Here is a 26,166-nt window from a genome sequence, read left to right as displayed (position 1 = left end):
TTTCCTTCGCCTGTGCCGGCCTCTTCGCGGGTAAACCCGCTCCCACAGGCTCTCCACAGAACCGGAAGATTGTGCGAACCCTGTGGGAGCGGGTTTACCCGCGAAGAGGCCGGCACAGGCAGTATCCATTCTTATGTGAACACCCGTTCACCCAGCCCCCTCTCTCCCGTACACTGCGCGATTGCGACAGTGTTTGTCGCATTGCCGAAAGCCTTGTCAAAACTGGGTTTTGCGCTGTAACAAGTTGTCGCTTGGCCGCAAGGACAGGCGCTGATCAGTCCTTACAATCCCCCCATCGCTCGCCACTTCCAGGCCAGCGTTCCTCTTCAGGAGACTCAGATGTCCGTTGAGCAAGCCCCGGTGCAACGTGCCGATTTCGACCAGGTCATGGTCCCCAACTATTCTCCGGCGGCCTTCATTCCTGTGCGAGGCGAGGGCTCCCGAGTTTGGGACCAGTCGGGTCGCGAGCTGATCGACTTTGCCGGTGGCATCGCGGTCAACGCCCTGGGCCACTGCCACCCGGCACTGGTCAAGGCCCTGACCGAGCAGGCCAACACCCTCTGGCACGTATCCAACGTATTCACCAACGAGCCGGCCCTGCGCCTGGCCCACAAGCTGGTGGACGCCACCTTTGCCGACCGTGCGTTCTTCTGCAACTCCGGCGCCGAGTCCAACGAGGCCGCCTTCAAGCTGGCCCGTCGCGTTGCCCACGACCGCTTCGGGCCGCAAAAGCACGAAATCATCGCCACCGTTAACAGCTTCCACGGCCGTACCCTGTTCACCGTCAGTGTCGGTGGCCAGCCGAAGTACTCCGATGGCTTCGGCCCGAAGATCACCGGCATCAGCCATGTGCCGTACAACGATCTGGAAGCGCTGAAGGCACAGATTTCCGACAAGACCTGCGCCGTGGTGATCGAGCCGATCCAGGGCGAGAGTGGCGTGGTGCCGGCCGACAAGGCCTACCTGGAAGGCGCGCGCAAACTGTGTGACGAACACAATGCCCTGCTGATCTTCGACGAAGTGCAGACCGGCGTTGGCCGTACCGGTTCGCTGTATGCCTACCAGCACTATGGCGTTACCCCGGACATCCTAACCAGCGCCAAGAGCCTGGGCGGCGGTTTCCCGATCGGTGCCATGCTGACCACCACCGAGCTGGCCAAGCACCTGGCCGTCGGCACCCACGGCACCACCTACGGCGGCAACCCGCTGGGCTGCGCCGTCGCCTGTGCGGTGCTGGACGTGGTCAATACCCCGGAAACCCTCGCCGGTATCAAGGCCAAGCATGAACGCTTCAAGGTCCGCCTGGAGCAGATCGGCCAGCAGTACAACCTGTTCAGCCAGGTGCGTGGCGTTGGCCTGCTGCTGGGCTGTGTGCTGACCGAGGCCTGGAAAGGCAAGGCCAAGGATGTGCTCAACGCCGCCGAAAAAGAAGGCGTGATGGTGCTGCAGGCCGGCCCGGACGTGGTCCGCTTCGCACCAAGCCTGGTGGTTGAAGACGCCGACATCGATGAAGGCCTGGGCCGCTTCGAGCGCGCCGTGGCCACCCTGACCAAGGGCTGATCCGCCCGTGGTCCCTTCGCCGGCCCCGGCGCAGGCTCAGCCCGAGTCTGCACCGAGCCGGTGATACCCGATCCCAGTGCAGGTGCCAGTGCACTTGCCGTTTTCCCGTGCCGCCGTGAGCGGCCCGTATTCCAAAGGAGTGACACCATGCTGGTGATGCGCCCCGCGCAAATGGCTGATCTGAACGAAGTGCAGCGCATGGCTGCAGACAGCCCCATTGGTGTCACCTCGCTGCCGGACGACAGCGCTCGCCTGGGCGACAAGATCGCCGCATCCGAGACTTCCTTCGCCGCCGAGGTCAGCTTCAATGGTGAAGAAAGCTACTTCTTCGTGCTCGAAGACAGCGAAACGGGCAAGCTGGCCGGTTGCTCGGCCATCGTCGCTTCGGCCGGCTACTCTGAGCCGTTCTACAGTTTTCGTAACGAGACCTTCGTGCACGCATCGCGCGAGCTGAAGATCCACAACAAGATTCACGTCCTGTCGCTGTGCCATGACCTGACCGGCAACAGCCTGCTGACCAGCTTCTATGTGCTGCCGGAACTGGTGAACAGTGGCTGGGCCGAGCTCAATTCGCGTGGCCGCCTGTTGTTCATGGCCGCTCACCCGGAGCGTTTCGCCGAGTCGGTGGTGACCGAGATCGTCGGCTACAGCGACGAGCAGGGTGAATCGCCGTTCTGGGATGCCATCGGCCGCAACTTCTTCGACCTCAACTACGCCGACGCCGAGCGCCTGTGCGGCCTGAAAAGCCGCACCTTCCTCGCCGAACTGATGCCGCACTACCCGATCTACGTGCCGCTGCTGCCTGACCTGGCACAGGAAGCCATGGGGCAGGTGCACCCTCGGGCGCAGATTACCTTCGACATCCTCATGCGCGAAGGCTTCGAGACCGAGCACTACATCGACATCTTCGATGGTGGCCCGACCCTGCATGCGCGTACCTCGGGTATCCGCTCGATCGCCCAGAGCCGGGTGGTGCCGGTCAAGCTCGAGGACGCCCCGATCAAGGGTGGGCGCCCATACCTGGTGTGCAACGGCCAGTTGCAGGACTACCGCGCGGTGCTGCTGGAGCTGGACTGGGTGCCGGGCAAACCGGTCAGCCTGAGCCTGGCAGCTGCCGAGGCGCTTGGGGTGGGCGAGGGTGCCAGCGTGCGACTGGTCGCGGTCTGAGGTCTGGCAACAGACGTTTCGGGATTGATGCGTTAGAAGAGTTTCGCGCCGGCCGCCGCCGCCGCAAAAGGAGATAGCATGATCGTTCGTCCTGTACGCAGCAGCGATTTGCCTGCGTTGATCGAATTGGCACGCAGCACCGGTACCACTGGGCTGACCACGCTGCCGGCCAACGAAGAGCGCCTGGGGCATCGCGTTGGCTGGGCGGAGAAAAGCTTCCGCGGCGAAGCCGAGCGTGGCGACACCGACTACCTGTTCGTGCTGGAAAACGACGAAGGCATGGTGGTGGGCATCAGTGCCATCGCCGGTGCCGTCGGCCTGCGCGAGCCCTGGTACAACTTCCGTGTCGGCCTGACCGTCAGCGCCTCGCAGGAACTGAAGATCTACCGTGAAATCCCCACCCTGTTCCTGGCCAACGACCTGACCGGCAACTCCGAACTGTGCTCGCTGTTCCTGCGCAGCGACTACCGCTCCGGCCTCAACGGCCGCCTGCTGTCGCGGGCGCGCATGCTGTTCATCGCCGAGTTCCCCGAGCTGTTCGGCAAGAAGATCATCGCCGAAATGCGCGGCATGTCCGACGAGCAGGGCCGCTCGCCGTTCTGGGAAAGCCTGGGCCGGCACTTCTTCAAGATGGAGTTCAGCCAGGCCGACTACCTCACCGGCGTGGGCAACAAGTCGTTCATTGCCGAACTGATGCCGAAGTTTCCGCTGTACACCTGCTTCCTCTCCGAGGCGGCGCGCAACGTTATCGGCCGCGTGCACAAGGATACCGAGCCGGCGCTGGCCATGCTCAAGCAGGAAGGCTTCAACTACCAGGGCTACGTCGACATCTTCGATGCCGGCCCGGCCATCGAGTGCGACACCGACAAGATCCGCGCCGTACGCGAAAGCCAGACCTTGGTGCTGGCCGTGGGCACACCGGGCGATGACGCCACGCCTTACATCATTCACAACCGCAAGCGCGACGACTGCCGCATCACGGCTGCACCTGCGCGGTTGGCCGCCGGTACCCTGGTGGTCGACCCCCTGACGGCCAAGCGTCTGCGCATGGGTGCCGGCGACAACGTACGCGCAGTGCCGCTGTCGGCAAGCCGGGAGGCCAAATAAATGACCACGCATTACATCGCAGGCAACTGGCAGGCCGGCCAGGGCGAAACCCTGCAGTCGCTCAACCCGGTGACGCAAGCCGTCGTCTGGGAGGGGCAGGGCGCCGACGCCAGCCAGGTGGATGCTGCCGTGCAGGCTGCGCGTCAGGCCTTCCCGGCCTGGGCGCAATTGAGCCTGGAAGCACGTATCGATGTGCTGGAGAAGTTCGCCACGCAACTGAAAGCGCATGCCGAAGCCATGGCCCAGTGCATCGGCGAGGAAACCGGCAAGCCCCTGTGGGAGTCGGCGACCGAAGTCACCAGCATGATCAACAAGGTGGCGATCTCGGTACAGAGCTACCGCGAGCGTACCGGCGAAAAGAGCGGCCCGCTGGCCGATGCCACGGCCGTGCTGCGGCACAAGCCCCACGGCGTGGTGGCGGTGTTCGGCCCGTACAACTTCCCCGGCCACTTGCCCAACGGCCATATCGTGCCAGCGTTGCTGGCGGGCAACTGCGTGGTGTTCAAGCCCAGTGAGCTGACGCCCAAGGTCGCCGAACTGACCGTTAATTGCTGGATTGCCGCCGGCCTGCCGGCGGGTGTGCTGAACCTGGTGCAGGGAGCGCGTGAAACCGGCGTGGCGCTGGCCGCCAATCCGGGTATCGATGGCCTGTTCTTCACCGGCTCCAGCCGCACCGGCAACCTGCTGCACCAGCAGTTCGCCGGTCGCCCGGACAAAATCCTGGCCCTGGAAATGGGTGGCAACAACCCGCTGGTGGTGGATGAGGTGAAGGACCTCGACGCCGCGGTGTACACCATCATCCAGTCGGCGTTCATTTCCGCTGGCCAGCGCTGCACCTGCGCCCGTCGCCTGCTGGTGCCGCAAGGCGCCTGGGGCGATGCGCTGCTTGCGCGGCTGGTCGAGGTGAGCAGAACCATCACGGTCGGCGCGTTCGACCAGCAGCCCGCGCCGTTCATGGGCTCGGTGATTTCGCTGCAGGCGGCACGGGCGCTGATTGCGGCCCAGGCCGAACTGGTCGCCAAGGGTGCGGTGAAACTGCTGGAAATGACCCAGCCGCAGGCCGATGCCGCGCTGCTGACCCCAGGCATTGTCGATGTCACTGCCGTGGCCGAGCGCCCGGACGAAGAGTTCTTCGGCCCGCTGCTGCAGGTGGTGCGCTATGCAGACTTCGATGCTGCCATCGACGAGGCCAACAACACCCAGTACGGCCTGGCCGCCGGCTTGCTGTCCGACTCCCGTGCCCGCTACCAGTACTTCTGGCTGCGCAGCCGCGCCGGCATCGTCAACTGGAACAAGCAACTGACCGGTGCCGCCAGCAGTGCGCCGTTCGGTGGTGTGGGCGCCAGTGGCAACCACCGCGCCAGTGCCTATTACGCAGCCGATTACTGCGCTTACCCCGTGGCTTCGCTGGAGACCGCCAGCCTTGCCTTGCCGGCGACCCTGACGCCGGGCATTACCCTATAACAACAGGTCACGGAGCCTAGCCGATGAAATCCTACGAAGTGAATTTTGATGGCCTGGTGGGGCCTACCCACAACTATGGCGGCCTGTCCTACGGCAACGTGGCTTCGCAGAGCAACAGCCAGCAGGGTTCCAACCCGCGCGAAGCCGCGCGCCAGGGCCTGGCGAAGATGAAAGCGCTGGCCGACATGGGCTTCAAGCAGGGCGTGCTGGCGCCGCAGGAGCGCCCGGATGTGGCCGCGCTGCGCCGCCTGGGCTTCAGCGGCAGCGATGCCGAAGTGATCCAGCGTGCCGCCAAGGAGGCCATGCCATTGCTGGTGGCCAGTTGCTCGGCTTCGAGCATGTGGGTGGCCAACGCCGCCACGGTCAGCCCTAGTGCCGATACTGCCGATGGCCGCGTGCACTTCACTGCTGCCAACCTCAATTGCAAGTACCACCGCAGCATCGAGCACCCGACCACCAGCCGCGTGCTGGGGGCCATGTTCAGCGACGCCAGGCACTTTGCCCACCACGAGGCACTGCCTGCGGTGGCACAGTTCGGTGACGAGGGTGCAGCCAACCACACGCGTTTCTGCCGTGCCTATGGCGAGGCCGGTGTGGAGTTCTTCGTCTACGGCCGCAGCGCCTTCGACAGCCGCTACCCGGCGCCGCAGAAGTACCCGGCCCGGCAAACTCTGGAAGCCTCCCAGGCCGTGGCCCGGCTGCATGGCCTGAGCGACGACGGCGTGGTCTACGCTCAACAGAACCCGGCCGTGATCGACCAGGGCGTGTTCCACAACGATGTAATTGCGGTGGGCAACGGCGAGGTGCTGTTCTACCACGAGGACGCTTTCCTCGACACCGACGCGGTACTTGGCCAGCTGCGAGCTAAACTGGCCAGCAAGGGTGGCAACTTCCAGGCCATCTGCGTGCCGCGGGCAGCGGTGACGGTGGAGGATGCGGTGCGTTCCTACCTGTTCAACAGCCAGCTGCTCAGCCGTGATGACGGCTCCATGCTGCTGGTGGTGCCGGAAGAATGCCGCAACAACGAGCGGGTCTGGGCCTATCTGGGCCAGTTGACCAGCCAGGGTGGCCCGGTGCGGGAGGTCAAGGTGTTCGACCTCAAGCAGAGCATGCAGAACGGCGGTGGCCCGGCGTGCCTTCGTTTGCGCGTGGCGTTGAAGGAAACGGAACTGGCAGCCGTCAACCAAGGCGTTATCATGACCGCCTCGCTGTATGACACTCTGCTGCAGTGGGTCGACAAGCATTACCGCGATCGCCTTGGCGAGGCGGACCTGGCCGACCCGCAATTGCTGGTGGAATGCCGTACGGCACTGGACGAACTGACCCAGATCCTGAAGTTGGGCTCGGTGTATCCGTTCCAACGCCAACCTTGAAGAGAGACTTTGCAATGACCGACGCCCTGCGCCTTATCCTGGAAGATGAAGACGGCACCCAGTTGGAAACTTCCTGCACCCGCTTTGCCGTGGTCTGGCAAGGCAAGGAAGTGTGGATTCAGCAGGATGGTCGTGGCCAGCTGCTGATTGGCGTGGATGTCGAGGAAGACGACACCGAGTACGCCAACCTGCTGCTGCGCCCGATGGCCACCAACCTGGTCAGCCTGCAGCTGGAAATGGAACCGGCCGAGGTCGGCGAAGACGACGATCACGTCCATGGCCCCGACTGCGGCCACCATCACTAAGGAAGTACCTATGCTCGCCCTTGGCAAATTGCTTGAGCTGACCCTCACCGATCACGAACCGGCCGAGAAGACCCAAGTGACACCCAAGGGCGCGCGGTTGCGCTGGCTGGGGGAGGGCGCACTTGAGGTGCGCCCGGCTGAAAGCGACGATTGCGGGCTCGATCTGCTGTTGTCTGCCGGCATCCACGGCAATGAAACAGCCCCCATCGAGTTGCTCGAACGGCTGCTGCACGGCGTGGCCAATGGCAAGATCAAGCCGAAGGCGCGAGTGTTGTTCCTGTTCGGCAACCCGCCAGCGATCCGCAAGGGCGAGCGTTTCATCGAGCAGGACATCAATCGCCTGTTCAATGGCCGCCATGAACTGTCCAGCGGCTTTGAGGCATTGCGCGCTGCCGAGCTGGAGCAGTTTGCCCGGGTGTTCTTCAGCAAGCCGGGGCGCAGCCGCTTGCACTACGACCTGCATACGGCCATTCGTGGTTCCAAGATCGAGCAGTTCGCCTTGTACCCTTATAAAGAAGGGCGCAAGCATTCCCGTCGCGAACTGGCGCGTCTGGCGGCAGCTGGCATGGAGGCGGTGTTGCTGCAGAGCAAGTCGTCGATTACCTTCAGCGCCTTCACCTACGAACAGCTCGAGGCCGAGGCCTTTACCCTGGAGCTGGGCAAGGCCCGCCCGTTCGGCCAGAACGAGGAGGTCAACCTCGACAAGCTGGAAGAGCGGCTGATCCAGATCATTGAAGCCAACGAGCCAGAAGGCGAGGGCTCGCTGGACGGCTTGCAGCTGTTCAGCGTTTCCCGCGAGATCATCAAGCACAGCGACAGCTTCCACCTGCACTTGCCGGCGGATATCGAGAACTTCTCCGAGCTGAGCAAGGGCTACCTGCTGGCCGAAGACCTCGCCGAGACGCGCTGGGTGGTCGAGGAGGAGGGGGCGCGCATCATCTTCCCCAACCCCAAGGTCAGGAACGGCTTGCGCGCCGGTATCCTGATCGTGCCGGACTCGGGGCAGCAGTTGGGCTGAGTGCTGGTCCGGGCATGTGGCGCGCGCTCAGGCGCACCACATGGACACGCTCAGTAGTACGTGCGCACTGGCAGGCCTAGCTCCATTCGCAGTGCGTTTTCGTTGAATGGCGGTGGGTTGCTGTTGGTCGGCGCTGTGTCGGGATCATTGTCGAAATCGTACAGCAGGCCGCTCGGCAGGCCGATTGCCTGCAGGTGTGCGTTAGCGACCCTGATCTGCCGGCGATCGATAGTCCTGATCAGGGTATCGCCAGGTATCGTCGTGCCGCTGAAGGCGTTGTACGCCTCGCACATGCAACGGTAAAGGTCGAGCAGCGGCAAATTGTCGCTGAGCGAGCGCGCCAGGTTGAATGCCAGGTTACCACCCTCTGCAGGCCAGCCGGCTACCCATTCCAGCTGGCTGTTGCGCCGCAGGTAATGGTCGCTGTCAGTCGGGTCAGCAATGTAGACACCAAAATGGGTGGCCCCTTGTGTTTCGCTAACCCTTATCCAGGACCGTTTTGCCAGCTCAGCCAGGAGTTGCTGGCCGCACTGCGTGTGGCGCAAGAAAAACAGATGGTTGTGCACGGCCTGCTTGAAGGTATCGCTGCCCTGTATGTCGAATGTGCTGCTGGCGAGCGTGTCGAAGGGCGCTGGCAGGGGCAGTGCGAAGCGGGCGTCGCCCGCCTGGTTGCGGGCATAGACCACCGAATCATGAGGGTCGTCGACCAGGATATGGCCGTTGATACGGCTGTTCGCCGAACCGCTCTTTATAAACGTCAGCCCTTGGCCCACGTCGATCTGCACATCGCCAGCGCCGGTGAACACCTCGGTGATGCCACCGCCGGTGGTGATACGCGTGGTACCGTCTGCGGCCTGAATGATGACCGGCGTCTTCACTTCCTGCGCCACCTGAACGTTGGCCACACCCTTTGCGGTTCTGATGATGAGGGTTTGCCTGGGCGTAGGGGCGAGGATGAACGTCTTGTTGCCGACCTTGGCCATCAGATGGCAATCGTAGGCGGAAATATCGACATCGACGGCCGGGGCATGGCTGTCAATCACCATGTGGTGCCTTCCGGGGATCTGGCCTTGCTCGAACCATAGCTGCTCCAGCAGGACGTCTACCTTGTCATCCCGGTATTCGTAGAATCGATGAACGGCTCTGCCATCCACGGACGTGTCTGCCCACTGTTGAAAACCGCTGGTCCTACCAGAAATGAAATAAACGGGATTGGGGTGCATGAGGGGCCTCGCTTGCAGTGATGGTGGCGGCAGGTAATGCAGCGGCCAAGGCTAAAGGTCTGGGCAGGCGGGGAGTGGTACTTATCTAGGTGCAGGGGCGCGAGGCGGGGCGTTGTGACGAGGCGCTGAACCGGATAGCCTGCATTTTTATGTTCGCAATAACGATTTAATGCCGATTGGCTATTTCGGGCCGATAAACACGCTGTATCTCCTGTGCAGGCTGGCTATAATGGCGCCCTTTGCCGTCGTTTCGTCGATTCGACGTATTAGCCCAAAACGGCCGCCGTTTCCGTGGAAGAACCTATGAAAAGCGCAGAAATCCGTGAAGCCTTCCTTCGCTTCTTCGAAGAGCAGGGACATACCCGAGTCGCCTCCAGTTCGCTGATCCCGAACAACGACCCGACCCTGCTGTTCACCAATGCCGGCATGAACCAGTTCAAGGACTGCTTCCTCGGTGCGGAGAAGCGTGCCTACACGCGTGCCGTCAGCAGCCAGAAGTGCGTGCGCGCCGGCGGCAAGCACAACGACCTGGAAAACGTCGGTTACACCGCGCGTCACCACACCTTCTTCGAAATGCTGGGCAACTTCAGCTTCGGTGACTATTTCAAGCGCGACGCCATTACCTTCGCCTGGACCTTCCTGACTTCGGAAAAATGGCTGAACCTGCCCAAGGAAAAGCTCTGGGTCACCGTCTACGCCACTGACGACGAAGCCTACGATATCTGGACCAAGGAAGTCGGCGTGCCGGCCGAGCGCATGGTGCGCATTGGTGACAACAAGGGCGCCCCTTACGCCTCCGACAACTTCTGGACCATGGGCGACACCGGCCCGTGCGGCCCATGCACCGAGATCTTCTACGACCACGGCCCGGACATCTGGGGCGGCCCACCCGGCTCGCCGGAAGAAGACGGCGACCGCTACATCGAGATCTGGAACAACGTCTTCATGCAGTTCAACCGCACCGCCGACGGCGTGCTGCACCCGCTGCCAGCGCCGTCGGTGGACACCGGCATGGGCCTGGAACGCGTCAGCGCCGTGCTGCAGCACGTGCACTCGAACTACGAGATCGACCTGTTCCAGAATCTGCTGGCGGCCGCGGCCAAGGCCATCGGTTGCAGTAACGAGGGCCAGGCTTCGCTGAAAGTGGTCGCCGATCACATCCGTTCGTGCGGTTTCCTGATCGCTGACGGCGTGCTGCCGTCCAACGAAGGCCGTGGCTACGTGCTGCGCCGCATCATTCGCCGCGCCTGCCGCCACGGTAACAAGCTGGGCGCCAAGGGCAGCTTCTTCTACCAGATCGTTGCCGCGCTGGTCGCCGAAATGGGCGAGGCCTTCCCGGAACTGACCAGCCAGCAGGCGCACATCGAGCGTGTGCTCAAGGCTGAAGAAGAACAGTTCGCCAAGACCCTGGAGCAGGGCCTGCGCATTCTCGAGCAGGACCTGGCCCAGCTCGAAGGCGACGTGGTGCCGGGCGACGTGGTGTTCAAGCTGTACGACACCTACGGCTTCCCGATGGACCTGACCGCCGACATCGCCCGCGAGCGCGAGCTGACCATCGACGAGGCCGGCTTCGAGCGCGAGATGGACGCCCAGCGTGAACGTGCCCGCTCCGCCAGCGCCTTCGGCATGGACTACAACAGCCTGGTCAAGGTCGACAGCGCCACCGAGTTCCTCGGCTACGAGGCCACCGAAGGCCAGGGCAAGATCATCGCCCTGTACAAGGACGGCCAGGCCGTCGACCAGCTGAGTGAAGGCGAGCAGGGCGTGGTCGTGCTCGACCGCACGCCGTTCTACGCCGAATCCGGTGGCCAGGTGGGTGACACCGGCTACCTGCAGGCTGGCGCTGCGCGCTTCGATGTGCGCGACACCACCAAGACTGGCGGTGCCTTCCTGCACCACGGCGTGGTTGCCAGCGGTGCGCTGGTGATCGGTTCGCCAGTCGAGGCCAAGGTCGATGCCGATGTGCAGCACGCCACCTCGCTGAACCACTCCGCCACCCACCTGCTGCACGAAGCGCTGCGTCAGGTACTGGGTGAGCACGTACAGCAGAAAGGCTCGCTGGTGGACAGCCAGCGTCTGCGTTTCGACTTCAGCCACTTCGAGGCGGTGAAACCGGAGCAGATCAAGGCCCTGGAAGACATCGTCAACCGCGAAGTGCGCAAGAACACCGCAGTGGAAACCGAACTGACCGACATCGAAACCGCCAAGGCCAAGGGTGCCATGGCGCTGTTCGGCGAGAAGTACGGCGATACCGTGCGTGTGCTGAGCATGGGCGGCGATTTCTCGGTAGAGCTGTGCGGCGGTATCCACGCCAAGCGCACCGGTGACATCAGCCTGTTCAAGATCATCAGCGAAGGCGGCGTGGCCTCTGGCGTGCGTCGTATCGAAGCGGTCACCGGCGCTGCTGCGCTGGCGTACCTGAACGCTGCCGAAGAGCAGGTCAAGGAAGCCGCGCAACTGGTGAAGGGTAACCGCGACAACCTGATCGACAAGCTGTCGGCTGTGCTCGAGCGCAACCGCCAGCTGGAGAAGCAGCTGGAACAGCTGCAGGCCAAGGCCGCCAGCGCCGCCGGGGACGATCTCTCCAACGCGGCCGTTGAGGTCAAGGGTGCCAAGGTGCTCGCCGCCCGCCTGGATGGGCAGGACGGCAAGGCCCTGCTGGCCCTGGTCGATCAGCTGAAGAACAAGCTCGGCCACGCAGTGATCCTGCTGGGCAGCGAGCATGAGGGCAAGGTCGTGCTGGTGGCCGGCGTGACCAAGGACCTCTCCAGCCAACTCAAGGCTGGCGATCTGATGAAACAAGCCGCTGCGGCGGTGGGTGGCAAGGGCGGTGGCCGTCCGGACATGGCCCAGGGAGGTGGCGTCGACGTCGCTGCACTGGACCAGGCCCTGGCGCTGGCCGTGCCATTCGCAGAGCAGGGACTTTGAGATGAAGGGGGGATGGTCTAGTCGTCCCCCTTCATGTTGGATTGTTTTTTGGGGCCCTGTATGGGCTGAGGCACCATTGAAATGGCGTTGATCGTACAGAAATTTGGCGGCACCTCTGTCGGTTCCATCGAGCGGATCGAGCAGGTAGCCGAAAAGGTCAAGAAACACCGTGAGGCGGGCGACGACCTGGTGGTTGTGTTGTCGGCAATGAGCGGTGAAACCAATCGCCTGATCGACCTGGCCAAGCAGATTACCGATCACCCGGTTCCACGTGAACTGGACGTGATCGTGTCGACCGGTGAGCAGGTCACCATTGCCTTGCTGGCCATGGCCTTGATCAAGCGTGGTGTGCCAGCGGTGTCCTACACCGGCAACCAGGTGCGCATCCTCACCGACAGCGCGCACAACAAGGCGCGCATCCTGCAGATCGACGACCAGAAGATTCGTGCCGACCTCAAGGAAGGCCGCGTGGTCGTGGTGGCGGGCTTCCAGGGCGTCGACGAGCACGGCAGCATCACCACCCTGGGCCGTGGCGGCTCCGACACCACCGGCGTGGCCCTGGCGGCTGCGCTGAAGGCTGACGAGTGCCAGATCTACACCGACGTCGATGGCGTCTACACCACTGACCCGCGCGTTGTGCCACAGGCCCAGCGTCTGGAGAAGATCACCTTCGAAGAGATGCTGGAAATGGCCAGCCTCGGTTCCAAGGTGCTGCAGATCCGTTCGGTGGAGTTCGCCGGCAAGTACAACGTTCCGCTGCGCGTGCTGCACAGCTTCAAGGAGGGTCCGGGTACCCTCATTACCATTGATGAAGAGGAATCCATGGAACAGCCGATCATTTCCGGTATCGCCTTCAACCGTGATGAAGCCAAGCTGACCATTCGCGGCGTGCCGGACACCCCGGGCGTGGCCTTCAAGATCCTCGGCCCGATCAGCGCCTCGAACATCGAGGTCGACATGATCGTGCAGAACGTTGCCCACGATAACACCACCGACTTCACCTTCACCGTACACCGCAACGAGTACGAGAAGGCGCAGAGCGTGCTGGAAAACACCGCCCGCGAAATCGGTGCCCGTGAAGTGATCGGCGATACCAAGATCGCCAAGGTCTCGATCGTCGGCGTCGGCATGCGTTCGCACGCCGGTGTTGCCAGCCGCATGTTCGAAGCCCTGGCCAAGGAGAGCATCAACATCCAGATGATCTCCACCTCCGAGATCAAGGTTTCGGTCGTGATCGAAGAGAAGTACCTGGAGCTGGCCGTACGCGCGCTGCACACCGCGTTCGAGCTCGACGCTCCGGCACGACAGAGCGAGTAATACGCTGCCTGGAAGGGCGCGGCTTGCCGCGCCCTTCGCGTTTCTGCTCGCCGTGCAGGCCCTGTCCTGGCCTGTGCGGCGGGTAACCGGGGCCTGGTCGTCGTCCACGACCAGGCCGCGACACCAAAGACTGTTACCCCTGAATGTTTTGCGTAAGGAGAAAGCTATGTTGATTCTGACTCGTCGGTGCGCCGAGAGCCTGATCATTGGAGACGGCGAGATCACCGTGACGGTGCTCGGCGTCAAGGGCAACCAGGTGCGTATTGGCGTCAGCGCCCCGAAAGAAGTGGCTGTGCACCGCGAGGAAATCTACCTGCGGATCAAGAAAGAGAAGGACGAAGAGCCAAGCCTTTAATTTTTTTGAAGTTTTTTTCAAAAAAAGGGTTGCAAACGAGGAAGAGCCTGTTTAATATTCGCCTCGTGTTGCGGTGAGGTGGCCGAGTGGCCGAAGGCGCTCCCCTGCTAAGGGAGTATACCTCATAAGGGTATCGGGGGTTCGAATCCCCCCTTCACCGCCATTATTCGCTTAGGGCGCTGTAAACGGTAAGAACGCTAAGTAGTTGATTTTAAACGAAAAAGTTCTTGCAAAAATGTTTCAGCGACCTATAATGCGCGGCAAGACACGGACTCATAGCTCAGCTGGATAGAGTACTCGGCTACGAACCGAGCGGTCGGAGGTTCGAATCCTCCTGAGTCCGCCACTTTTTGAAGTGGCTTTGCTTACAAAGCTGCTTCAAAGAACCAGTGGTAATCTGGTCTAAAACTACCATTGCGGACTCATAGCTCAGCTGGATAGAGTACTCGGCTACGAACCGAGCGGTCGCAGGTTCGAATCCTGCTGAGTCCGCCACTTTTTGAAGTGGCTCTGCTTGCAAAGACGCTTCAACCAACCAGTGGTAATCTGGTCTAAAACTACCACCACGGACTCATAGCTCAGCTGGATAGAGTACTCGGCTACGAACCGAGCGGTCGCAGGTTCGAATCCTGCTGAGTCCGCCACACCAAATCAAGAAGCCCGCTCAATTGAGCGGGCTTTTTGTTTTTCTGCGCCAATGAATTGTTGGTGATGTCGATCTAAGCTCTTCTGTAGATTGAGCGTGTGCCTTTGGGGGCCGCTGCGCGACCCTTTCGCGACACAAGGCCGCTCCTACAGAAGTACGCGATCCCTTGTAGGAGCGGCCTTGTGTCGCGATGGGCTGCAAAGCAGCCCCGAGATCGATCAGGCACCGCATACACATCCAGGCACACAACAAATGTAACTTGACCGCCAGACCCACCGCCGCACTGATAGCTTCGAGCGTTGTCCCAGCTTTATCACGCAAACGATTGTTCTGGCCAAAATTTTAAGCGATCTGACAGCTTTAGCAGTGTATGATTGCGCCCGTCAGCCCCGCCGGGGCTTGTGGAAAACCACCATGGACTTACCCAGTAGTTACTCGCTAACAAGATTCATACAGAAAGATCTGACCGATTGATTCTCCCGGCGTGCTCCGCTGCTGGGAGTGGAGTTCGCCTATGACTGAAGTAGAAGTAAAAAAAGCGCAGGAAAGCCTGCAGGACCGCCTGGCCCAGGTGGTCGAACTGCTGCAGCGCCAGCGCGTGGTCGAAGACCTGACCCACCGTCAGGAAGGCGCCCACAACGACCTGGTGGAAAACCTGGTCCACCGCCAGAACCTCGTCGAGCTGCAGCGCAAGCTCGATGACCTGCACCCCGCCGACATCGCCTATATCCTTGAAGCCTTGCCCCTGGAAGACCGCCTGACGGTCTGGCAGCTGGTGCGCTCCGATCGCGATGGCGACATTCTGCTGGAAGTGTCCGACGCCGTGCGGCAATCGTTGATCGCCGACATGGACGATCACGAGCTGCTCGCCGCAGCCAAGGAAATGGACGCCGACGAGCTGGCCGACCTTGCTCCAGAGCTGCCGCGTGACGTTGTTCACGAGCTGATGGAAACCCTCGATGCCCAGCAACGCGAGCGCGTGCGTTCGGCGCTGAGCTATGACGAGGAGCAGGTTGGTGCCTTGATGGACTTCGAGATGGTCACCATCCGCGAAGACGTCAGCCTGGAGGTGGTTTTACGCTACCTGCGCCGCCTGAAAGAGCTGCCGAACCATACCGACAAACTGTTCGTGGTCGACTATGACGGTATTCTCAAGGGCGTATTGCCGATCAAGCGTCTGCTGGTCAACGACCCGGAGAAAAAGGTGGCGGAGGTCATGGCGACCGACCCGGTCTCCTTCCACCCCGAGGAAGATGCCTATGATGCGGCGCAGGCCTTCGAGCGTTATGACCTGGTATCTGCGCCGGTTGTGGACAAGAACGAGCGCCTGATTGGCCGCTTGACCATCGACGAAATGGTTGACCTGATTCGCGAGGAAAGCGAAAGCGAAGTGCTGAACATGGCCGGTTTGCGCGAGGAAGAAGACATCTTCGCCTCGGTCTGGCGTTCGCTGCGCAACCGCTGGGCCTGGCTGGCCATCAACCTGATTACCGCGTTCGTTGCGTCGCGTGTGATCGGCCTGTTCGAAGGTTCGATAGAGAAACTGGTAGCCCTGGCTGCGCTGATGCCGATCGTGGCGGGCATTGGCGGCAACTCCGGTAACCAGACCATCACCATGATCGTGCGCGCCATGGCGCTGGACCAGGTGTCGCCGGGCAACACCAGCCGCCTGATGCGCAAGGAGCTGGCGGTATCGCTGCTCAACGGCCTGATCTGGGGCGGGGTGATCGGTGCGGTGGCGTTCTGGCTGTATGGCAGCTGGTCGTTGGGCCTGGTGATGACTGCGGCGATGACCTTGAACCTGCTGCTGGCGGCCTTGATGGGAGTATTGATCCCGATGACCCTGACACGCCTGGGGCGCGACCCGGCGATGGGCTCCAGCGTGATGATTACCGCAGTGACCGACAGTGGCGGGTTCTTTATCTTCCTCGGGCTGGCCACGCTGTTCTTGCTGTAACCGATTACCTCCAAACGCTGAGGAGGTCCCTGTGGGAGCGGCCTTGTGTCGCGAAAGGGCCGCAGAGCGGCCCCGCAATTTCAGCGGCGCTGCACAACATTCTGGGGCTGCTTCGCAGTCCTTTCGCGACACAAGGCCGCTCCCACAGAGAGTGATCCCGCAGCGGTGATGAGCCCACAAAAAAGCCAGCTTACGCTGGCTTTTTCATGTTCGGCTGCAAACTTCAGGAGGCGTCGGTAGCCATTTCCACATCGTGAGCGATAAGGGCGACCAGCGCGTTCTGCTGGCGGTGAGACAGTTGGCGGAAGCGTTGCAGCAATTCGCGTTCATGCAGGGACAGTTCAGGGCTGTCCAGGCGCATGCTCAACTCGTCACCCAGCGCACCTTCCTGGATAAGGCTCTGTTCCAGGCGCGCGATGATTTCGGAGTTCATGCTGCGGTGATGGTTGCGCGCTACCTCGGCAATGCGCTCACGCATCCCGTCTGGCAGGCGGACGACGAACTTGTCAGCGGTGCGGCTCGAATAAATAGCCTGTTTCATTGGGCGCATATAAATTGACCGGATTTTGGTTCAGGGGAAGCGGTTCTAAAATTGGCCGCACGGGGTGGTAGTACGACCGTGGCGACGACGAAATGTTCAACCGTCTGTGAAAAATGGATGCTCATCTTGCCTCATGGTCGCCGTTTCCTTGGCGTCAATTCTGTGACAAATAGTGAGCCGGATAAAGGCTTTGTGCCAGTACCAATTATCAGAAATGAGTACTGGTTTGAAAAGTTTTACATGCGCCGGCTTGCCCAATCGTCAGACTTTTGCCGCCAAAAACTGGTGAAACGCAGCAAAAGACCGGGAAAAATCATAGAATGCGCCGGTTTCCTTCCATAGAGCATAGTGGCTATGCAACATGACGCAAGCGACCGCCAATCAGGGGCAGGCCGGTTGATCTATCTGGTAGGACCGTCGGGTTCCGGGAAAGATTCCCTGATCGACGCTTCTCGTGAGCGGCTGGCAGCCGCCGGGGTGCAAATCGCTCGTCGCGTCATTACCCGCTCGGCCGAAGCCAAGGGCGAAGCCGCCCATGGCGTCACATCCGAGCAGTTCGAAGCACTGCGCGCACAAGGTGCTTTCGCCATGTATTGGCAAGCCAACGGCCTGGATTACGGCATTCCAGTACAGGTGGACCAGTGGCTGGCGGCGGGCAGGGCGGTGCTGGTGAATGGTTCGCGGGCTTATCTGGCCGAGGCGCGCCGACGCTACCCGAACCTGTTGGCTGTGCTGGTCCAGGTCAGGCCCGAGGTGCTGCGCGAGCGCTTGCTGGCCCGCGGGCGGGAAAGCGCCGAGGAAGTAGAGCAGCGCCTTGCACGTAATGCACGCTTGCAGGCGCTGGCCGATCCATCGCTGCACGTGCTGGACAACTCCACCACTCTGGAAACCGCGGTCGCGGCATTGTTCGCGCTGCTGCATGATGAAGCTGTGCTGCCGCAGGTGTAGCATTGGCAGAAAAGGATTACGCGAAAAAGCCCGCTTGAGGCATGACAAACGCCAGCATGCTGGTTAACATGCTGGCCGTCCCGCTGTGCAGCGCTCGCTGCCGGCATTTGCGTCTCAGTAGCTCAATTGGATAGAGCATCCCCCTCCTAAGGGGAAGGTTGCAGGTTCAATTCCTGCCTGGGACGCCATTTCTCCTTGCTTCTTTCCTGGCCTGCCTTTTGGCCACCGGTCGTCAACAGCGAAGAATTCAGCCTGATCCCACAGGTATTGCACAAGGCTCAAAGGCAGTACAAATCCTGTGGGAGCGGGTTTACCCGCGAAGAGGCCGGCACCGATTCAGGCATGAAAAAAGACCCGCGGCGCCTGGGGCGCTGCGGGCCAAAATCGGCCTTGGCCGCTTCAGTGTCAGATATGCAGGGCGTGGCCCAGGGCGCGCAGTGCCGCTTCCTGTACCGCCTCACCCAGTGTCGGGTGGGCATGGATGGTACCGGCCACGTCCTCCAGGCACGCGCCCATTTCCAGCGACTGGGCGAACGCCGTCGACAACTCGGAAACCGCCACGCCAACCGCCTGCCAACCGAGGATCAGGTGGTTGTCACGGCGCGCCACCACGCGCACGAAACCGCTTTTCGATTCCAGGCTCATGGCCCGGCCATTGGCGGCGAACGGGAACTGCGCGACGATGCAGTCCAACCCTTGCTGGCTGGCTTGCTCCGGGGTCTTGCCGACCACCACTACTTCCGGGTCGGTGAAACACACCGCGGCGATCGCGCTGGGTTCGAAACGGCGTGCCTTGCCGGCGATGATCTCGGCGACCATCTCGCCCTGGGCCATGGCCCGGTGCGCCAGCATCGGTTCGCCGGCCACGTCGCCGATGGCCCAGACGTTGCGCATGCTGGTCTGGCAGCGTTCGTCGATGGCAACGGCGGCGCCGTTCATCTTCAGGTCCAGGCACTCCAGGTTGAAACCTTGCGTGCGCGGCCGACGGCCCACGGCCACCAGCACCTGGTCGGCTTCCAGGCGCAGTTGGCCGCCCTGGCCATCACGGGCCAGCAGACAGCCGCCTTCGTAACCCTCGACGCTGTGGCCCAGGTGCAGGGTGATGCCCAGCTTCTTCAGCGACTCGGCCACCGGGGCGGTCAGCTCGCTGTCGTAGGTCGGCAGGATGCGCTCGCGCGCTTCAACCACGCTGACCCGTGCACCCAGCTTGCGGTAGGCGATGCCCAGCTCCAGGCCGATGTAGCCGCCGCCCACCACTACCAGGTGCTGCGGCAAGGTTTTCGGCGCCAGGGCTTCGGTCGAGGAAATGATCGGCCCGCCCAGCGGCAGCATCGGCAGTTGGACACTGCTGGAACCAGTGGCCAGCAATAGGTGCTCGCACTGGATGCGCTGGCCGTCGACCTCGACCTGCTTGCCGTCGAGCACCTTCGCCCAGCCATGGATCACCTTTACCCCATGCTTTTTCAGCAGCGCGGCGACTCCGGTAGTCAGGCGGTCGACGATGCCGTCCTTCCAGGCCACGCTCTGGCCAATGTCCAGGCGTGGCGAAGCGACGCTGATGCCCAGCTCCGACGGCCCGGCAAAGCGCGAGGTCTGGTGGAACTGCTCGGCCACGTGGATCAGCGCCTTGGACGGGATGCAGCCGATGTTCAGGCAGGTACCGCCCAGTGCCTGGCCTTCCACCAGCACGGTGGGGATGCCCAGTTGCCCGGCGCGGATGGCAGCCACGTAGCCACCAGGGCCGCCGCCGATGATCAACAGGGTAGTCTGGATAGTCTGTTGCATGCTCACTCCACGAACAGGCAGGCGGGTTGTTCGAGCAGGCCGCGCACGGCCTGGATGAACAGCGCGGCGTCCATGCCATCGACCACGCGGTGGTCGAACGAGCTGGACAGGTTCATCATCTTGCGCACGACGATCTGGCCGTCGATCACCACCGGCCGCTCGACCATGCGGTTGACGCCGACGATCGCCACTTCCGGCGTGTTGACCACCGGCGTACTGACGATACCGCCCAGGGCGCCCAGGCTGGTCAGGGTAATGGTCGAACCGGACAGCTCATCGCGGCTGGCCTTGTTGTTGCGGGCAGCGTTGGCCAGGCGCGAAATCTCGCCGGCATTGCTCCACAGGCTGCCAGCTTCGGCATGGCGCAGCACCGGCACCATCAGGCCGTTGTCACCTTGGGTGGCGATGCCCACATGCACCGCGCCATGGCGGGTGATGACCTGGGCTTCGTCGTCATAGGTGGCATTGATCTGTGGGAAGTCGCGCAGTGCCACGACCAGGGCGCGCACCAGGAACGGCAGCAGGGTCAGCTTGCCGCGGCTGTCGCCGTGCTTGCTGTTGAGTTGCTGGCGCAGGGCTTCCAGGGCGGTGACGTCGATTTCTTCCACATAGCTGAAGTGCGCGACCCGGCGCTTGGCGTCCTGCATGCGTTGGGCGATCTTGCGGCGCAGGCCGATCACCGGCACCTGCTCGCTGTCAGTGCGCTTGGCATAGCCGCTCGACGCTTGCCCGCCAGCGCTGTGCGGCTTGCTCATGAAGGCGTCGAGGTCTTCGTGCAGGATACGCCCGGCCGGGCCGCTGCCATGCACGTAACGCAGTTCGATACCGGCATCCAGGGCACGCTTGCGCACCGCCGGCGAGGCCAGCGGCTTGTCGCCCGGCTGGCGCGGCACGATGGGCGCTGCCTCATGGTTGGCAGGCGCCTGGCATGCAGCAGGCTTCACTTCTTTCTGCGGTTCCGGCTTGGCGGCTACCGGAGCTGCCGGGGCCTCGACCGGCTTGGCGTGCGGCACGTCCACATGGTTGCCGCTGCCTTCCACTTCGATGCGGATCAGCTCGCTGCCGACCGCCATCACTTCACCGGGCTGCCCACCCAGGGCCAGCACCTTGCCGCTGACCGGCGAAGGGATTTCGACGGTGGCCTTGTCGGTCATGACGTCGGCCACTACCTGGTCTTCGGCGATCATGTCGCCGACCTTGACGAACCACTCGACCAACTCGACCTGCGCGATGCCTTCGCCAATGTCCGGCATCTTGATGACGTGCGTGCCCATTCAGACCTCCATGACCTTTTTCAATGCCGCACCTACCCGCGAAGGCCCTGGGAAGTAAGCCCATTCCTGTGCGTGGGGGTAGGGGGTGTCCCAGCCGGTGACGCGCTCGATCGGCGCCTCCAGGTGGTGGAAGCAGTGTTCCTGCACCAGCGACACCAGTTCGGCGCCGAAGCCGCAGGTGCGGGTGGCCTCGTGTACCACTACGCAACGGCCGGTCTTTTTCACCGATTCGACGATGGTGTCGAGGTCCAGCGGCCACAGGCTGCGCAGGTCGATCACCTCGGCGTCGACGCCGGTTTCTTCGGCGGCCACCTGGGCCACGTACACGGTGGTGCCGTAGGTCAGCACGGTCACGTCATTGCCGGGGCGGGTAATGGCCGCCTTGTCCAGCGGTACGGTGTAGTAACCGTCTGGCACGGTACTTTGCGGGTGCTTCGACCACGGGGTGACAGGGCGGTCGTGGTGGCCATCGAACGGGCCGTTGTACAGGCGCTTGGGCTCGAGGAAGATCACCGGGTCATCGCATTCGATCGAGGCAATCAGCAGGCCTTTGGCGTCATACGGGTTGGACGGCATGACGGTGCGCAGGCCGCACACCTGGGTGAACATCGCTTCCGGGCTCTGGCTGTGGGTCTGGCCGCCGTAGATGCCGCCGCCGCAAGGCATGCGCAGGGTCAACGGCGCGATGAACTCGCCGGCCGAACGGTAACGCAGGCGCGCCATCTCGGAAACGATCTGGTCGGAGGCCGGGTAGAAGTAGTCGGCGAACTGGATTTCCACCACCGGGCGCAGGCCGTAGGCACCCATGCCCACGGCAGTGCCGACGATGCCGCTCTCGGAGATCGGCGCGTCGAACACGCGCGATTTGCCGTACTTGTTCTGCAGGCCTTCGGTGCAGCGGAACACGCCGCCGAAGTAACCGACGTCCTGGCCGTACACGACCACATTGTCGTCGCGCTCGAGCATGACATCCATGGCCGAGCGCAGGGCCTGGATCATGGTCATGGTAGTGGTGGCCATGGCGGTTTCCGGGTTGATGCTGTTGTTGTGGTCGTTCATCTCAAACCCCCAGTTCCTGGCGTTGGCGGCGCAGGTGATCGGGCATTTCCTTGTACACGTCCTCGAACATCGAGGCGGCGCTCGGGATGTGACCGTTGGCCAGGGTGCCGTACTGCTCGGCTTCCTTCTGCGCGGCGATGACCGCAGCTTCGAACTCGGCAGTGGTGGCCTGGTGTTCTTCCTCGGACCAGTGGCCGATCTTGATCAGGTGCTGCTTCAGGCGGGCGATCGGGTCACCCAGCGGGAAGTGGCTCCAGTCATCGGCGGGGCGGTACTTGGACGGGTCGTCCGAGGTCGAGTGCGGGCCGGCACGGTAGGTGACCCACTCGATCAGGCTTGGGCCAAGGCCACGGCGGGCGCGTTCGGCGGCCCAGCGCGAGGCGGCGTACACGGCGACGAAGTCGTTGCCGTCAACCCGCAGCGAGGCAATGCCGCAACCCACGCCACGGCCGGCGAAGGTGGTCGATTCGCCGCCGGCGATGGCCTGGAAGGTAGAGATGGCCCACTGGTTGTTGACCACGTTGAGGATCACCGGGGCGCGATAAACGTGGGCGAAGGTGAGGGCGGTGTGGAAGTCCGACTCGGCTGTTGCGCCGTCGCCGATCCACGCCGAGGCGATCTTGGTATCGCCCTTGATCGCCGAGGCCATGGCCCAGCCGACCGCCTGCACGAACTGGGTCGCCAGGTTGCCGCTGATGGTGAAGAAACCGGCCTCGCGTACCGAGTACATGATCGGCAGCTGGCGGCCCTTGAGCGGGTCGCGTTCGTTGGACAGCAGCTGGCAGATCATCTCGACCAGCGACACGTCGCGGGCCATCAGGATGCTTTGCTGGCGGTAGGTGGGGAAGCACATGTCGGTGCGGTTCAGCGCCAGGGCCTGGCCGCTGCCGATGGCTTCTTCACCCAGGCTCTGCATGTAGAAGGACATCTTCTTCTGGCGCTGGGCGACCACCATGCGGCTGTCGAAAATCCGCGTCTTGAGCATGGCACGCATGCCCTGACGGAGAACTTGCGGGTCGATGTCTTCGGCCCATGGGCCTTGTGCGTCGCCTTGCTCGTCGAGCACGCGGATCAGGCTGTAGGACAGGTCCGCGGTGTCGGCAGCATCGACGTCGACAGGGGGTTTACGGGCTTGACCTGCATCGTTCAGGCGCAGGTAGGAGAAATCGGTCTGGCAGCCTGGCCGGCCGGTAGGCTCGGGCACATGCAAACGCAGGGGGGCGTACTCGTTCATGCTTTTTACGCTCGCTCGGGTATTTGTTTTTGTGAGCTTTGAAGCGGCCGCCGCTGAGTACCGGCTTGTGACTGGTAAGTCAGCGTCCCCTACATCTTAGAGGTCCGGCAGGAGAATTTTTCTCTCAAGTTGATTGCCTTTGTCGAGCGGGGCAGATAAACATTCCGCATAAACACAAAAAACCGGTGATTTTGTCTCATGCGCAAACTCGATCGTACCGATATCGGCATTCTCAACAGCCTGCAGGAAAACGCCCGCATCACCAACGCCGAGCTGGCCCGCTCGGTGAACCTGTCGCCAACGCCGTGTTTCAACCGGGTCAAGGCGATGGAAGAGTTGGGCGTGATTCGCCAGCAGGTGACCTTGCTGTCGCCGGAGGTGCTGGGCCTGGATGTGAACGTTTTCATCCATGTAAGCCTGGAGAAGCAGGTGGAGCAGGCATTGCACCGCTTCGAAGAAGAGATCGCCGAACGGCCCGAGGTGATGGAGTGCTACCTGATGACCGGTGACCCGGATTACCTGTTGCGGGTGCTACTGCCGAGCATCCAGGCGCTGGAGCGGTTTCTTGATTACCTGACCCGATTGCCGGGGGTGGCCAACATCCGCTCCAGCTTTGCCTTGAAACAGGTGCGCTACAAGACCGCGCTGCCGTTGCCTGCCAATGGCCTGGCGCTACGCGAGTAGGGCTTGCGCGCAGTGCTCGGCGAAGGCGCTATGCCAGTTTGATATTGCGCAGATTGAATTGCAGGACCTCTCCTGGCCGCTCGCTGGCGTTGAGGAAGGGTTGGTTGGTCAGCGCGACGCTGTTCGGGTCTGGGCGGGTATGGGCAACGCGGTAGCCAAACCTGTCGCGTAGGTAGAATCCAATGCTCTCGGCGCTCCCCAGGTCACCGTCCCACGGTTGCAGGGTTTCGATTTTCCAGTGGTCGGCAGCGCGGGTCAGGTTGGCCAGGTTCACGCTGTCGATGATTCGCCCGACGACGCTGGTGGCATACAGGCCCAGCCAGCCATTGTTGTTGCGTTCGAGCCGCGATCCGGCGTAGTCCCAGTGCTGGCCGCACGATATCTGGTAATAGGTGCGATTGTCTTTCTGCTCGATGAAGGCGAAGTCGAATGCTGCGCGCTTGAACTCGCCTTTTTTCGCGGCGCAGTCGCGGCTTTGCTCGGTGCACAGCCAGCCGTCTTCGTCGGCGCTGGTGAACGGATGGGCACTGAAAGATGTGTCAGCGATGACCACCTGGCCGTACTTGCAGTGCAGTTCGGCGGTAAAGTTGGCTCGAATCATGTGGGTTTTCCTTGAGTTAAATGCTCGGACGGGCACGTGGGGCTTCACGGTAGACCGGTCATGGCCGGTTGAAGATCTGGAACTTCTTCTTCAGCACGCCTATCGGAGCTTCGGGCGCGGCGGCACAAGCCTGATCGCGACACGACCTGCACCGGACACGCCGCAGTAGCGGCAAATCACTCAAGGGGGCCTGCGCCAGGCGGTTTTTGCCCTTATGCTTCTAGCACCCCGCCACCTGACCAGGGAGCTTTACGGGACCTATGCGAAATATCTGGAAGCCGTTTCAGTCGTTGTATTTCGCCGCGCTGATGATGTTGATCGGCTCGGGCCTGCTCAGTACCTACCTGGCCCTGCGCCTGGCAGCCGATCATGTCGACAGCCTGTGGGTGGGTGCCTTGATGGCGGCCAACTACTTTGGCCTGGCGGTCGGCGGCAAGGTAGGCCACCGGTTGATTGGCCGGGTCGGGCACATACGCGCCTATGCTACCTGCGCCGGTATCGTTGGCGCGGCGGTGCTCGGCCACGGCCTTACCAGCTGGCTGCCGGCCTGGGTCGGGCTGCGCATGATCGTTGGCCTGGGGATGATGTGCCAGTACATGGTCATCGAGAGCTGGCTCAACGAGCAGGCCGATGTGAAGCACCGCGGCGCGGTGTTCAGCGGCTACATGATCGCTTCGTACCTGGGCCTGGTGCTTGGCCAGTTGATCCTGGTGGTGCACCCGCAACTTGGCCTCGAGCTGCTGATGCTGGTTGCCATGTGCTTCACCCTGTGCCTGGTGCCGGTCGCGATGACCCGGCGCATTCACCCGGCGCCGTTGCGCCCGGCACCGATGGAGCCGAAGTTCTTCATCAAGCGCGTGCCGCAGTCGCTCAGCACGGTGCTTGGGTCGGGGCTGATTGTCGGCTCGTTCTACGGCCTGGCGCCGTTGTATGCTTCCAGCCAGGGGATGACCACCGAGCAGATCGGTCTGTTCATGGGTAGCTGCATCTTTGCCGGCCTGCTTGTGCAGTGGCCGCTGGGCTGGTTGTCGGACCGCTATGACCGCGCGGTGCTGATCCGCAGCGTGGCAGTAGGCTTGGCGCTGGCGGCTGCGCCGTTGGCGATACTGCCCAGCGTGCCGCTGGAATTGCTGTTCGGCATTGGTTTCCTGATTTCCTTACTGCAGTTCTGCCTGTATCCGCTGGCGGTGGCGTTTTCCAATGACCACGTGGAAAGCGAGCGGCGGGTGTCGCTGACTGCAATGCTGTTGGTGACCTACGGCGTAGGCGCCTGTATCGGGCCATTGGCGGCTGGCGTGCTGATGAAGGTGCTGGGGCCGCAGATGCTGTATGCCTTCTTCGTGTTCTTTGCGCTGGTACTGGTGTGGCGCATCCGGCCGAAAGCGGTTACCGGCCTGCACCAGGTGCAGGACGCGCCGTTGGGCCACGTGGCCATGCCGGCGGCCGGTTCGCCGTTGTCGGCGGCACTGGACCCACGGGTGGATGAGCAGACGGTGCAGGAGGTGATGCAGGCGCCGGTGGCAGCGGAGGACACCGAGGAAGAGCCGTCATCAACCGAGCAGCAGGCTGAAGCCGATGCCGGCCTCAAGCAATCGGTATGATCCTTGCCCGCCGACCTGC

Annotated in this window: 21 protein-coding genes and 5 tRNA genes; 19 read left to right on the top strand and 7 right to left on the bottom strand. The window is 62.5% G+C overall.

Annotated features, from left to right (window positions below):
- The first annotated feature begins 339 nt into the window (after positions 1–339).
- The 7 genes from J5M58_RS00300 to astE all read left to right on the top strand — a co-directional run bounded on the left by J5M58_RS00300 (position 340) and on the right by astE (position 7,994).
- Positions 340–1,560: an aspartate aminotransferase family protein gene (locus J5M58_RS00300; RefSeq protein ID WP_207876873.1), complete on the top strand. Its 1,221-nt coding sequence runs from the start codon at positions 340–342 to the stop codon at positions 1,558–1,560.
- Positions 1,561–1,707: 147 nt separating this feature from the next.
- Positions 1,708–2,727 (top strand): arginine/ornithine succinyltransferase subunit alpha, encoded by a 1,020-nt coding sequence (gene aruF / locus J5M58_RS00295; RefSeq protein ID WP_112253156.1) that lies wholly within the window; start codon positions 1,708–1,710, stop codon positions 2,725–2,727.
- A 78-nt stretch (positions 2,728–2,805) separates the two neighbouring features.
- Complete coding sequence (gene astA / locus J5M58_RS00290; RefSeq protein WP_112253155.1) at positions 2,806–3,834, top strand: arginine N-succinyltransferase; 1,029 nt, start codon at positions 2,806–2,808, stop codon at positions 3,832–3,834.
- Complete coding sequence (gene astD / locus J5M58_RS00285; protein ID WP_112253154.1) at positions 3,835–5,298, top strand: succinylglutamate-semialdehyde dehydrogenase; 1,464 nt, start codon at positions 3,835–3,837, stop codon at positions 5,296–5,298.
- 23 nt (positions 5,299–5,321) lie between these two features.
- Positions 5,322–6,671 carry an N-succinylarginine dihydrolase gene (gene astB / locus J5M58_RS00280; protein ID WP_112253153.1) on the top strand — a complete coding sequence of 450 codons (1,350 nt, stop codon included), beginning with the start codon at positions 5,322–5,324 and terminating at the stop codon, positions 6,669–6,671.
- Positions 6,672–6,685: 14 nt separating this feature from the next.
- Positions 6,686–6,976, top strand: a complete 291-nt coding sequence (locus tag J5M58_RS00275) for a topoisomerase II (protein ID WP_003256592.1) — start codon at positions 6,686–6,688, stop codon at positions 6,974–6,976.
- Between the two features lie 10 nt (positions 6,977–6,986).
- Complete coding sequence (gene astE, locus J5M58_RS00270) at positions 6,987–7,994, top strand: succinylglutamate desuccinylase (protein WP_112253152.1); 1,008 nt, start codon at positions 6,987–6,989, stop codon at positions 7,992–7,994.
- A 50-nt stretch (positions 7,995–8,044) separates the two neighbouring features.
- On the opposite strand, the gene J5M58_RS00265 is transcribed toward astE, so the two are convergent.
- On the bottom strand, positions 8,045–9,217 hold the full coding sequence (locus J5M58_RS00265; RefSeq protein WP_112253151.1) for a M91 family zinc metallopeptidase: 1,173 nt from the start codon (positions 9,215–9,217) through the stop codon (positions 8,045–8,047).
- Positions 9,218–9,520: 303 nt separating this feature from the next.
- On the opposite strand from J5M58_RS00265, the gene alaS reads away from it, so the two are divergent.
- The 8 genes from alaS to mgtE all read left to right on the top strand — a co-directional run bounded on the left by alaS (position 9,521) and on the right by mgtE (position 16,420).
- Positions 9,521–12,145, top strand: coding sequence for an alanine--tRNA ligase (gene alaS / locus J5M58_RS00260; RefSeq protein ID WP_207876871.1), 2,625 nt, complete (start codon positions 9,521–9,523; stop codon positions 12,143–12,145).
- Between the two features lie 81 nt (positions 12,146–12,226).
- Complete coding sequence (locus J5M58_RS00255) at positions 12,227–13,462, top strand: aspartate kinase (protein WP_112253149.1); 1,236 nt, start codon at positions 12,227–12,229, stop codon at positions 13,460–13,462.
- 166 nt (positions 13,463–13,628) lie between these two features.
- A complete protein-coding gene (gene csrA, locus J5M58_RS00250) occupies positions 13,629–13,817 on the top strand; it encodes a carbon storage regulator CsrA (RefSeq protein WP_003254503.1) in 189 nt (62 codons plus the stop codon).
- Between the two features lie 72 nt (positions 13,818–13,889).
- A tRNA-Ser gene (locus J5M58_RS00245) sits at positions 13,890–13,980 on the top strand.
- Between the two features lie 106 nt (positions 13,981–14,086).
- Positions 14,087–14,163 (top strand) — tRNA-Arg (locus tag J5M58_RS00240).
- A 72-nt stretch (positions 14,164–14,235) separates the two neighbouring features.
- Positions 14,236–14,312: transfer RNA gene (locus J5M58_RS00235), tRNA-Arg, on the top strand.
- A 72-nt stretch (positions 14,313–14,384) separates the two neighbouring features.
- Positions 14,385–14,461 (top strand) — tRNA-Arg (locus J5M58_RS00230).
- A gap of 516 nt (positions 14,462–14,977) precedes the next feature.
- Entirely contained in the window at positions 14,978–16,420 is a 1,443-nt protein-coding gene (gene mgtE / locus J5M58_RS00225; protein ID WP_025340118.1) for a magnesium transporter, read from the top strand.
- A gap of 223 nt (positions 16,421–16,643) precedes the next feature.
- On the opposite strand, the gene J5M58_RS00220 is transcribed toward mgtE, so the two are convergent.
- A complete protein-coding gene (locus J5M58_RS00220) occupies positions 16,644–16,970 on the bottom strand; it encodes an Arc family DNA-binding protein (protein ID WP_012273554.1) in 327 nt (108 codons plus the stop codon).
- Positions 16,971–17,315: 345 nt separating this feature from the next.
- Between J5M58_RS00220 and phnN the strand changes: the two genes are divergently transcribed.
- The gene (gene phnN / locus J5M58_RS00215) at positions 17,316–17,909 is read left to right on the top strand and encodes a phosphonate metabolism protein/1,5-bisphosphokinase (PRPP-forming) PhnN (RefSeq protein ID WP_207876869.1); all 594 of its coding nucleotides are present in this window, start codon (positions 17,316–17,318) and stop codon (positions 17,907–17,909) included.
- A gap of 111 nt (positions 17,910–18,020) precedes the next feature.
- Positions 18,021–18,097, top strand: a tRNA-Arg gene (locus J5M58_RS00210).
- Positions 18,098–18,314: 217 nt separating this feature from the next.
- On the opposite strand, the gene lpdA is transcribed toward J5M58_RS00210, so the two are convergent.
- The 4 genes from lpdA to J5M58_RS00190 are packed head-to-tail and all read right to left on the bottom strand — an operon-like array spanning position 18,315 to position 23,261.
- Positions 18,315–19,694 (bottom strand): dihydrolipoyl dehydrogenase, encoded by a 1,380-nt coding sequence (lpdA, locus tag J5M58_RS00205; protein WP_112253127.1) that lies wholly within the window; start codon positions 19,692–19,694, stop codon positions 18,315–18,317.
- Positions 19,695–19,696: 2 nt separating this feature from the next.
- Positions 19,697–20,968 carry a dihydrolipoamide acetyltransferase family protein gene (locus J5M58_RS00200; protein ID WP_207876867.1) on the bottom strand — a complete coding sequence of 424 codons (1,272 nt, stop codon included), beginning with the start codon at positions 20,966–20,968 and terminating at the stop codon, positions 19,697–19,699.
- On the bottom strand, positions 20,969–22,027 hold the full coding sequence (locus J5M58_RS00195) for an alpha-ketoacid dehydrogenase subunit beta (RefSeq protein WP_112253125.1): 1,059 nt from the start codon (positions 22,025–22,027) through the stop codon (positions 20,969–20,971).
- 1 nt (position 22,028) lies between these two features.
- Positions 22,029–23,261, bottom strand: coding sequence for a 3-methyl-2-oxobutanoate dehydrogenase (2-methylpropanoyl-transferring) subunit alpha (locus J5M58_RS00190; protein ID WP_112253124.1), 1,233 nt, complete (start codon positions 23,259–23,261; stop codon positions 22,029–22,031).
- Between the two features lie 198 nt (positions 23,262–23,459).
- Between J5M58_RS00190 and bkdR the strand changes: the two genes are divergently transcribed.
- A complete protein-coding gene (bkdR, locus tag J5M58_RS00185) occupies positions 23,460–23,945 on the top strand; it encodes a Bkd operon transcriptional regulator BkdR (protein WP_112253123.1) in 486 nt (161 codons plus the stop codon).
- Between the two features lie 28 nt (positions 23,946–23,973).
- Here bkdR and J5M58_RS00180 read toward each other — a convergent pair whose 3' ends face one another.
- A complete protein-coding gene (locus J5M58_RS00180; protein WP_112253122.1) occupies positions 23,974–24,546 on the bottom strand; it encodes a hypothetical protein in 573 nt (190 codons plus the stop codon).
- A 260-nt stretch (positions 24,547–24,806) separates the two neighbouring features.
- Here J5M58_RS00180 and J5M58_RS00175 point away from each other — a divergent pair, with 260 nt between their 5' ends.
- Positions 24,807–26,147 (top strand): MFS transporter, encoded by a 1,341-nt coding sequence (locus J5M58_RS00175; RefSeq protein ID WP_112253121.1) that lies wholly within the window; start codon positions 24,807–24,809, stop codon positions 26,145–26,147.
- The last annotated feature ends 19 nt before the right edge of the window (positions 26,148–26,166 follow it).

Source organism: Pseudomonas sp. 32_A (assembly GCF_017490905.1).
Taxonomy (GTDB): domain Bacteria; phylum Pseudomonadota; class Gammaproteobacteria; order Pseudomonadales; family Pseudomonadaceae; genus Aquipseudomonas; species Aquipseudomonas inefficax.
Note: the sequence above shows the minus strand (reverse complement) of the source record. Positions and strands in the feature narration are given on the sequence as shown.

Excerpts from the sequence above, each read along its gene's own strand:
- J5M58_RS00195 (WP_112253125.1), bottom strand. The coding sequence starts at position 22,027 with ATGAACGACCACAACAACAGCATCAACCCGGAAACCGCCATGGCCACC.
- astB (WP_112253153.1), top strand. The coding sequence starts at position 5,322 with ATGAAATCCTACGAAGTGAATTTTGATGGCCTGGTGGGGCCTACCCAC.
- astD (WP_112253154.1), top strand. The coding sequence starts at position 3,835 with ATGACCACGCATTACATCGCAGGCAACTGGCAGGCCGGCCAGGGCGAA.
- J5M58_RS00180 (WP_112253122.1), bottom strand. The coding sequence starts at position 24,546 with ATGATTCGAGCCAACTTTACCGCCGAACTGCACTGCAAGTACGGCCAG.
- J5M58_RS00190 (WP_112253124.1), bottom strand. The coding sequence starts at position 23,261 with ATGAACGAGTACGCCCCCCTGCGTTTGCATGTGCCCGAGCCTACCGGC.
- mgtE (WP_025340118.1), top strand. The coding sequence starts at position 14,978 with ATGACTGAAGTAGAAGTAAAAAAAGCGCAGGAAAGCCTGCAGGACCGC.
- J5M58_RS00255 (WP_112253149.1), top strand. The coding sequence starts at position 12,227 with ATGGCGTTGATCGTACAGAAATTTGGCGGCACCTCTGTCGGTTCCATC.
- phnN (WP_207876869.1), top strand. The coding sequence starts at position 17,316 with ATGCAACATGACGCAAGCGACCGCCAATCAGGGGCAGGCCGGTTGATC.
- astA (WP_112253155.1), top strand. The coding sequence starts at position 2,806 with ATGATCGTTCGTCCTGTACGCAGCAGCGATTTGCCTGCGTTGATCGAA.
- bkdR (WP_112253123.1), top strand. The coding sequence starts at position 23,460 with ATGCGCAAACTCGATCGTACCGATATCGGCATTCTCAACAGCCTGCAG.
- J5M58_RS00200 (WP_207876867.1), bottom strand. The coding sequence starts at position 20,968 with ATGGGCACGCACGTCATCAAGATGCCGGACATTGGCGAAGGCATCGCG.
- aruF (WP_112253156.1), top strand. The coding sequence starts at position 1,708 with ATGCTGGTGATGCGCCCCGCGCAAATGGCTGATCTGAACGAAGTGCAG.
- J5M58_RS00265 (WP_112253151.1), bottom strand. The coding sequence starts at position 9,217 with ATGCACCCCAATCCCGTTTATTTCATTTCTGGTAGGACCAGCGGTTTT.
- J5M58_RS00220 (WP_012273554.1), bottom strand. The coding sequence starts at position 16,970 with ATGCGCCCAATGAAACAGGCTATTTATTCGAGCCGCACCGCTGACAAG.
- csrA (WP_003254503.1), top strand. The coding sequence starts at position 13,629 with ATGTTGATTCTGACTCGTCGGTGCGCCGAGAGCCTGATCATTGGAGAC.
- J5M58_RS00275 (WP_003256592.1), top strand. The coding sequence starts at position 6,686 with ATGACCGACGCCCTGCGCCTTATCCTGGAAGATGAAGACGGCACCCAG.
- J5M58_RS00175 (WP_112253121.1), top strand. The coding sequence starts at position 24,807 with ATGCGAAATATCTGGAAGCCGTTTCAGTCGTTGTATTTCGCCGCGCTG.
- astE (WP_112253152.1), top strand. The coding sequence starts at position 6,987 with ATGCTCGCCCTTGGCAAATTGCTTGAGCTGACCCTCACCGATCACGAA.
- lpdA (WP_112253127.1), bottom strand. The coding sequence starts at position 19,694 with ATGCAACAGACTATCCAGACTACCCTGTTGATCATCGGCGGCGGCCCT.
- J5M58_RS00300 (WP_207876873.1), top strand. The coding sequence starts at position 340 with ATGTCCGTTGAGCAAGCCCCGGTGCAACGTGCCGATTTCGACCAGGTC.
- alaS (WP_207876871.1), top strand. The coding sequence starts at position 9,521 with ATGAAAAGCGCAGAAATCCGTGAAGCCTTCCTTCGCTTCTTCGAAGAG.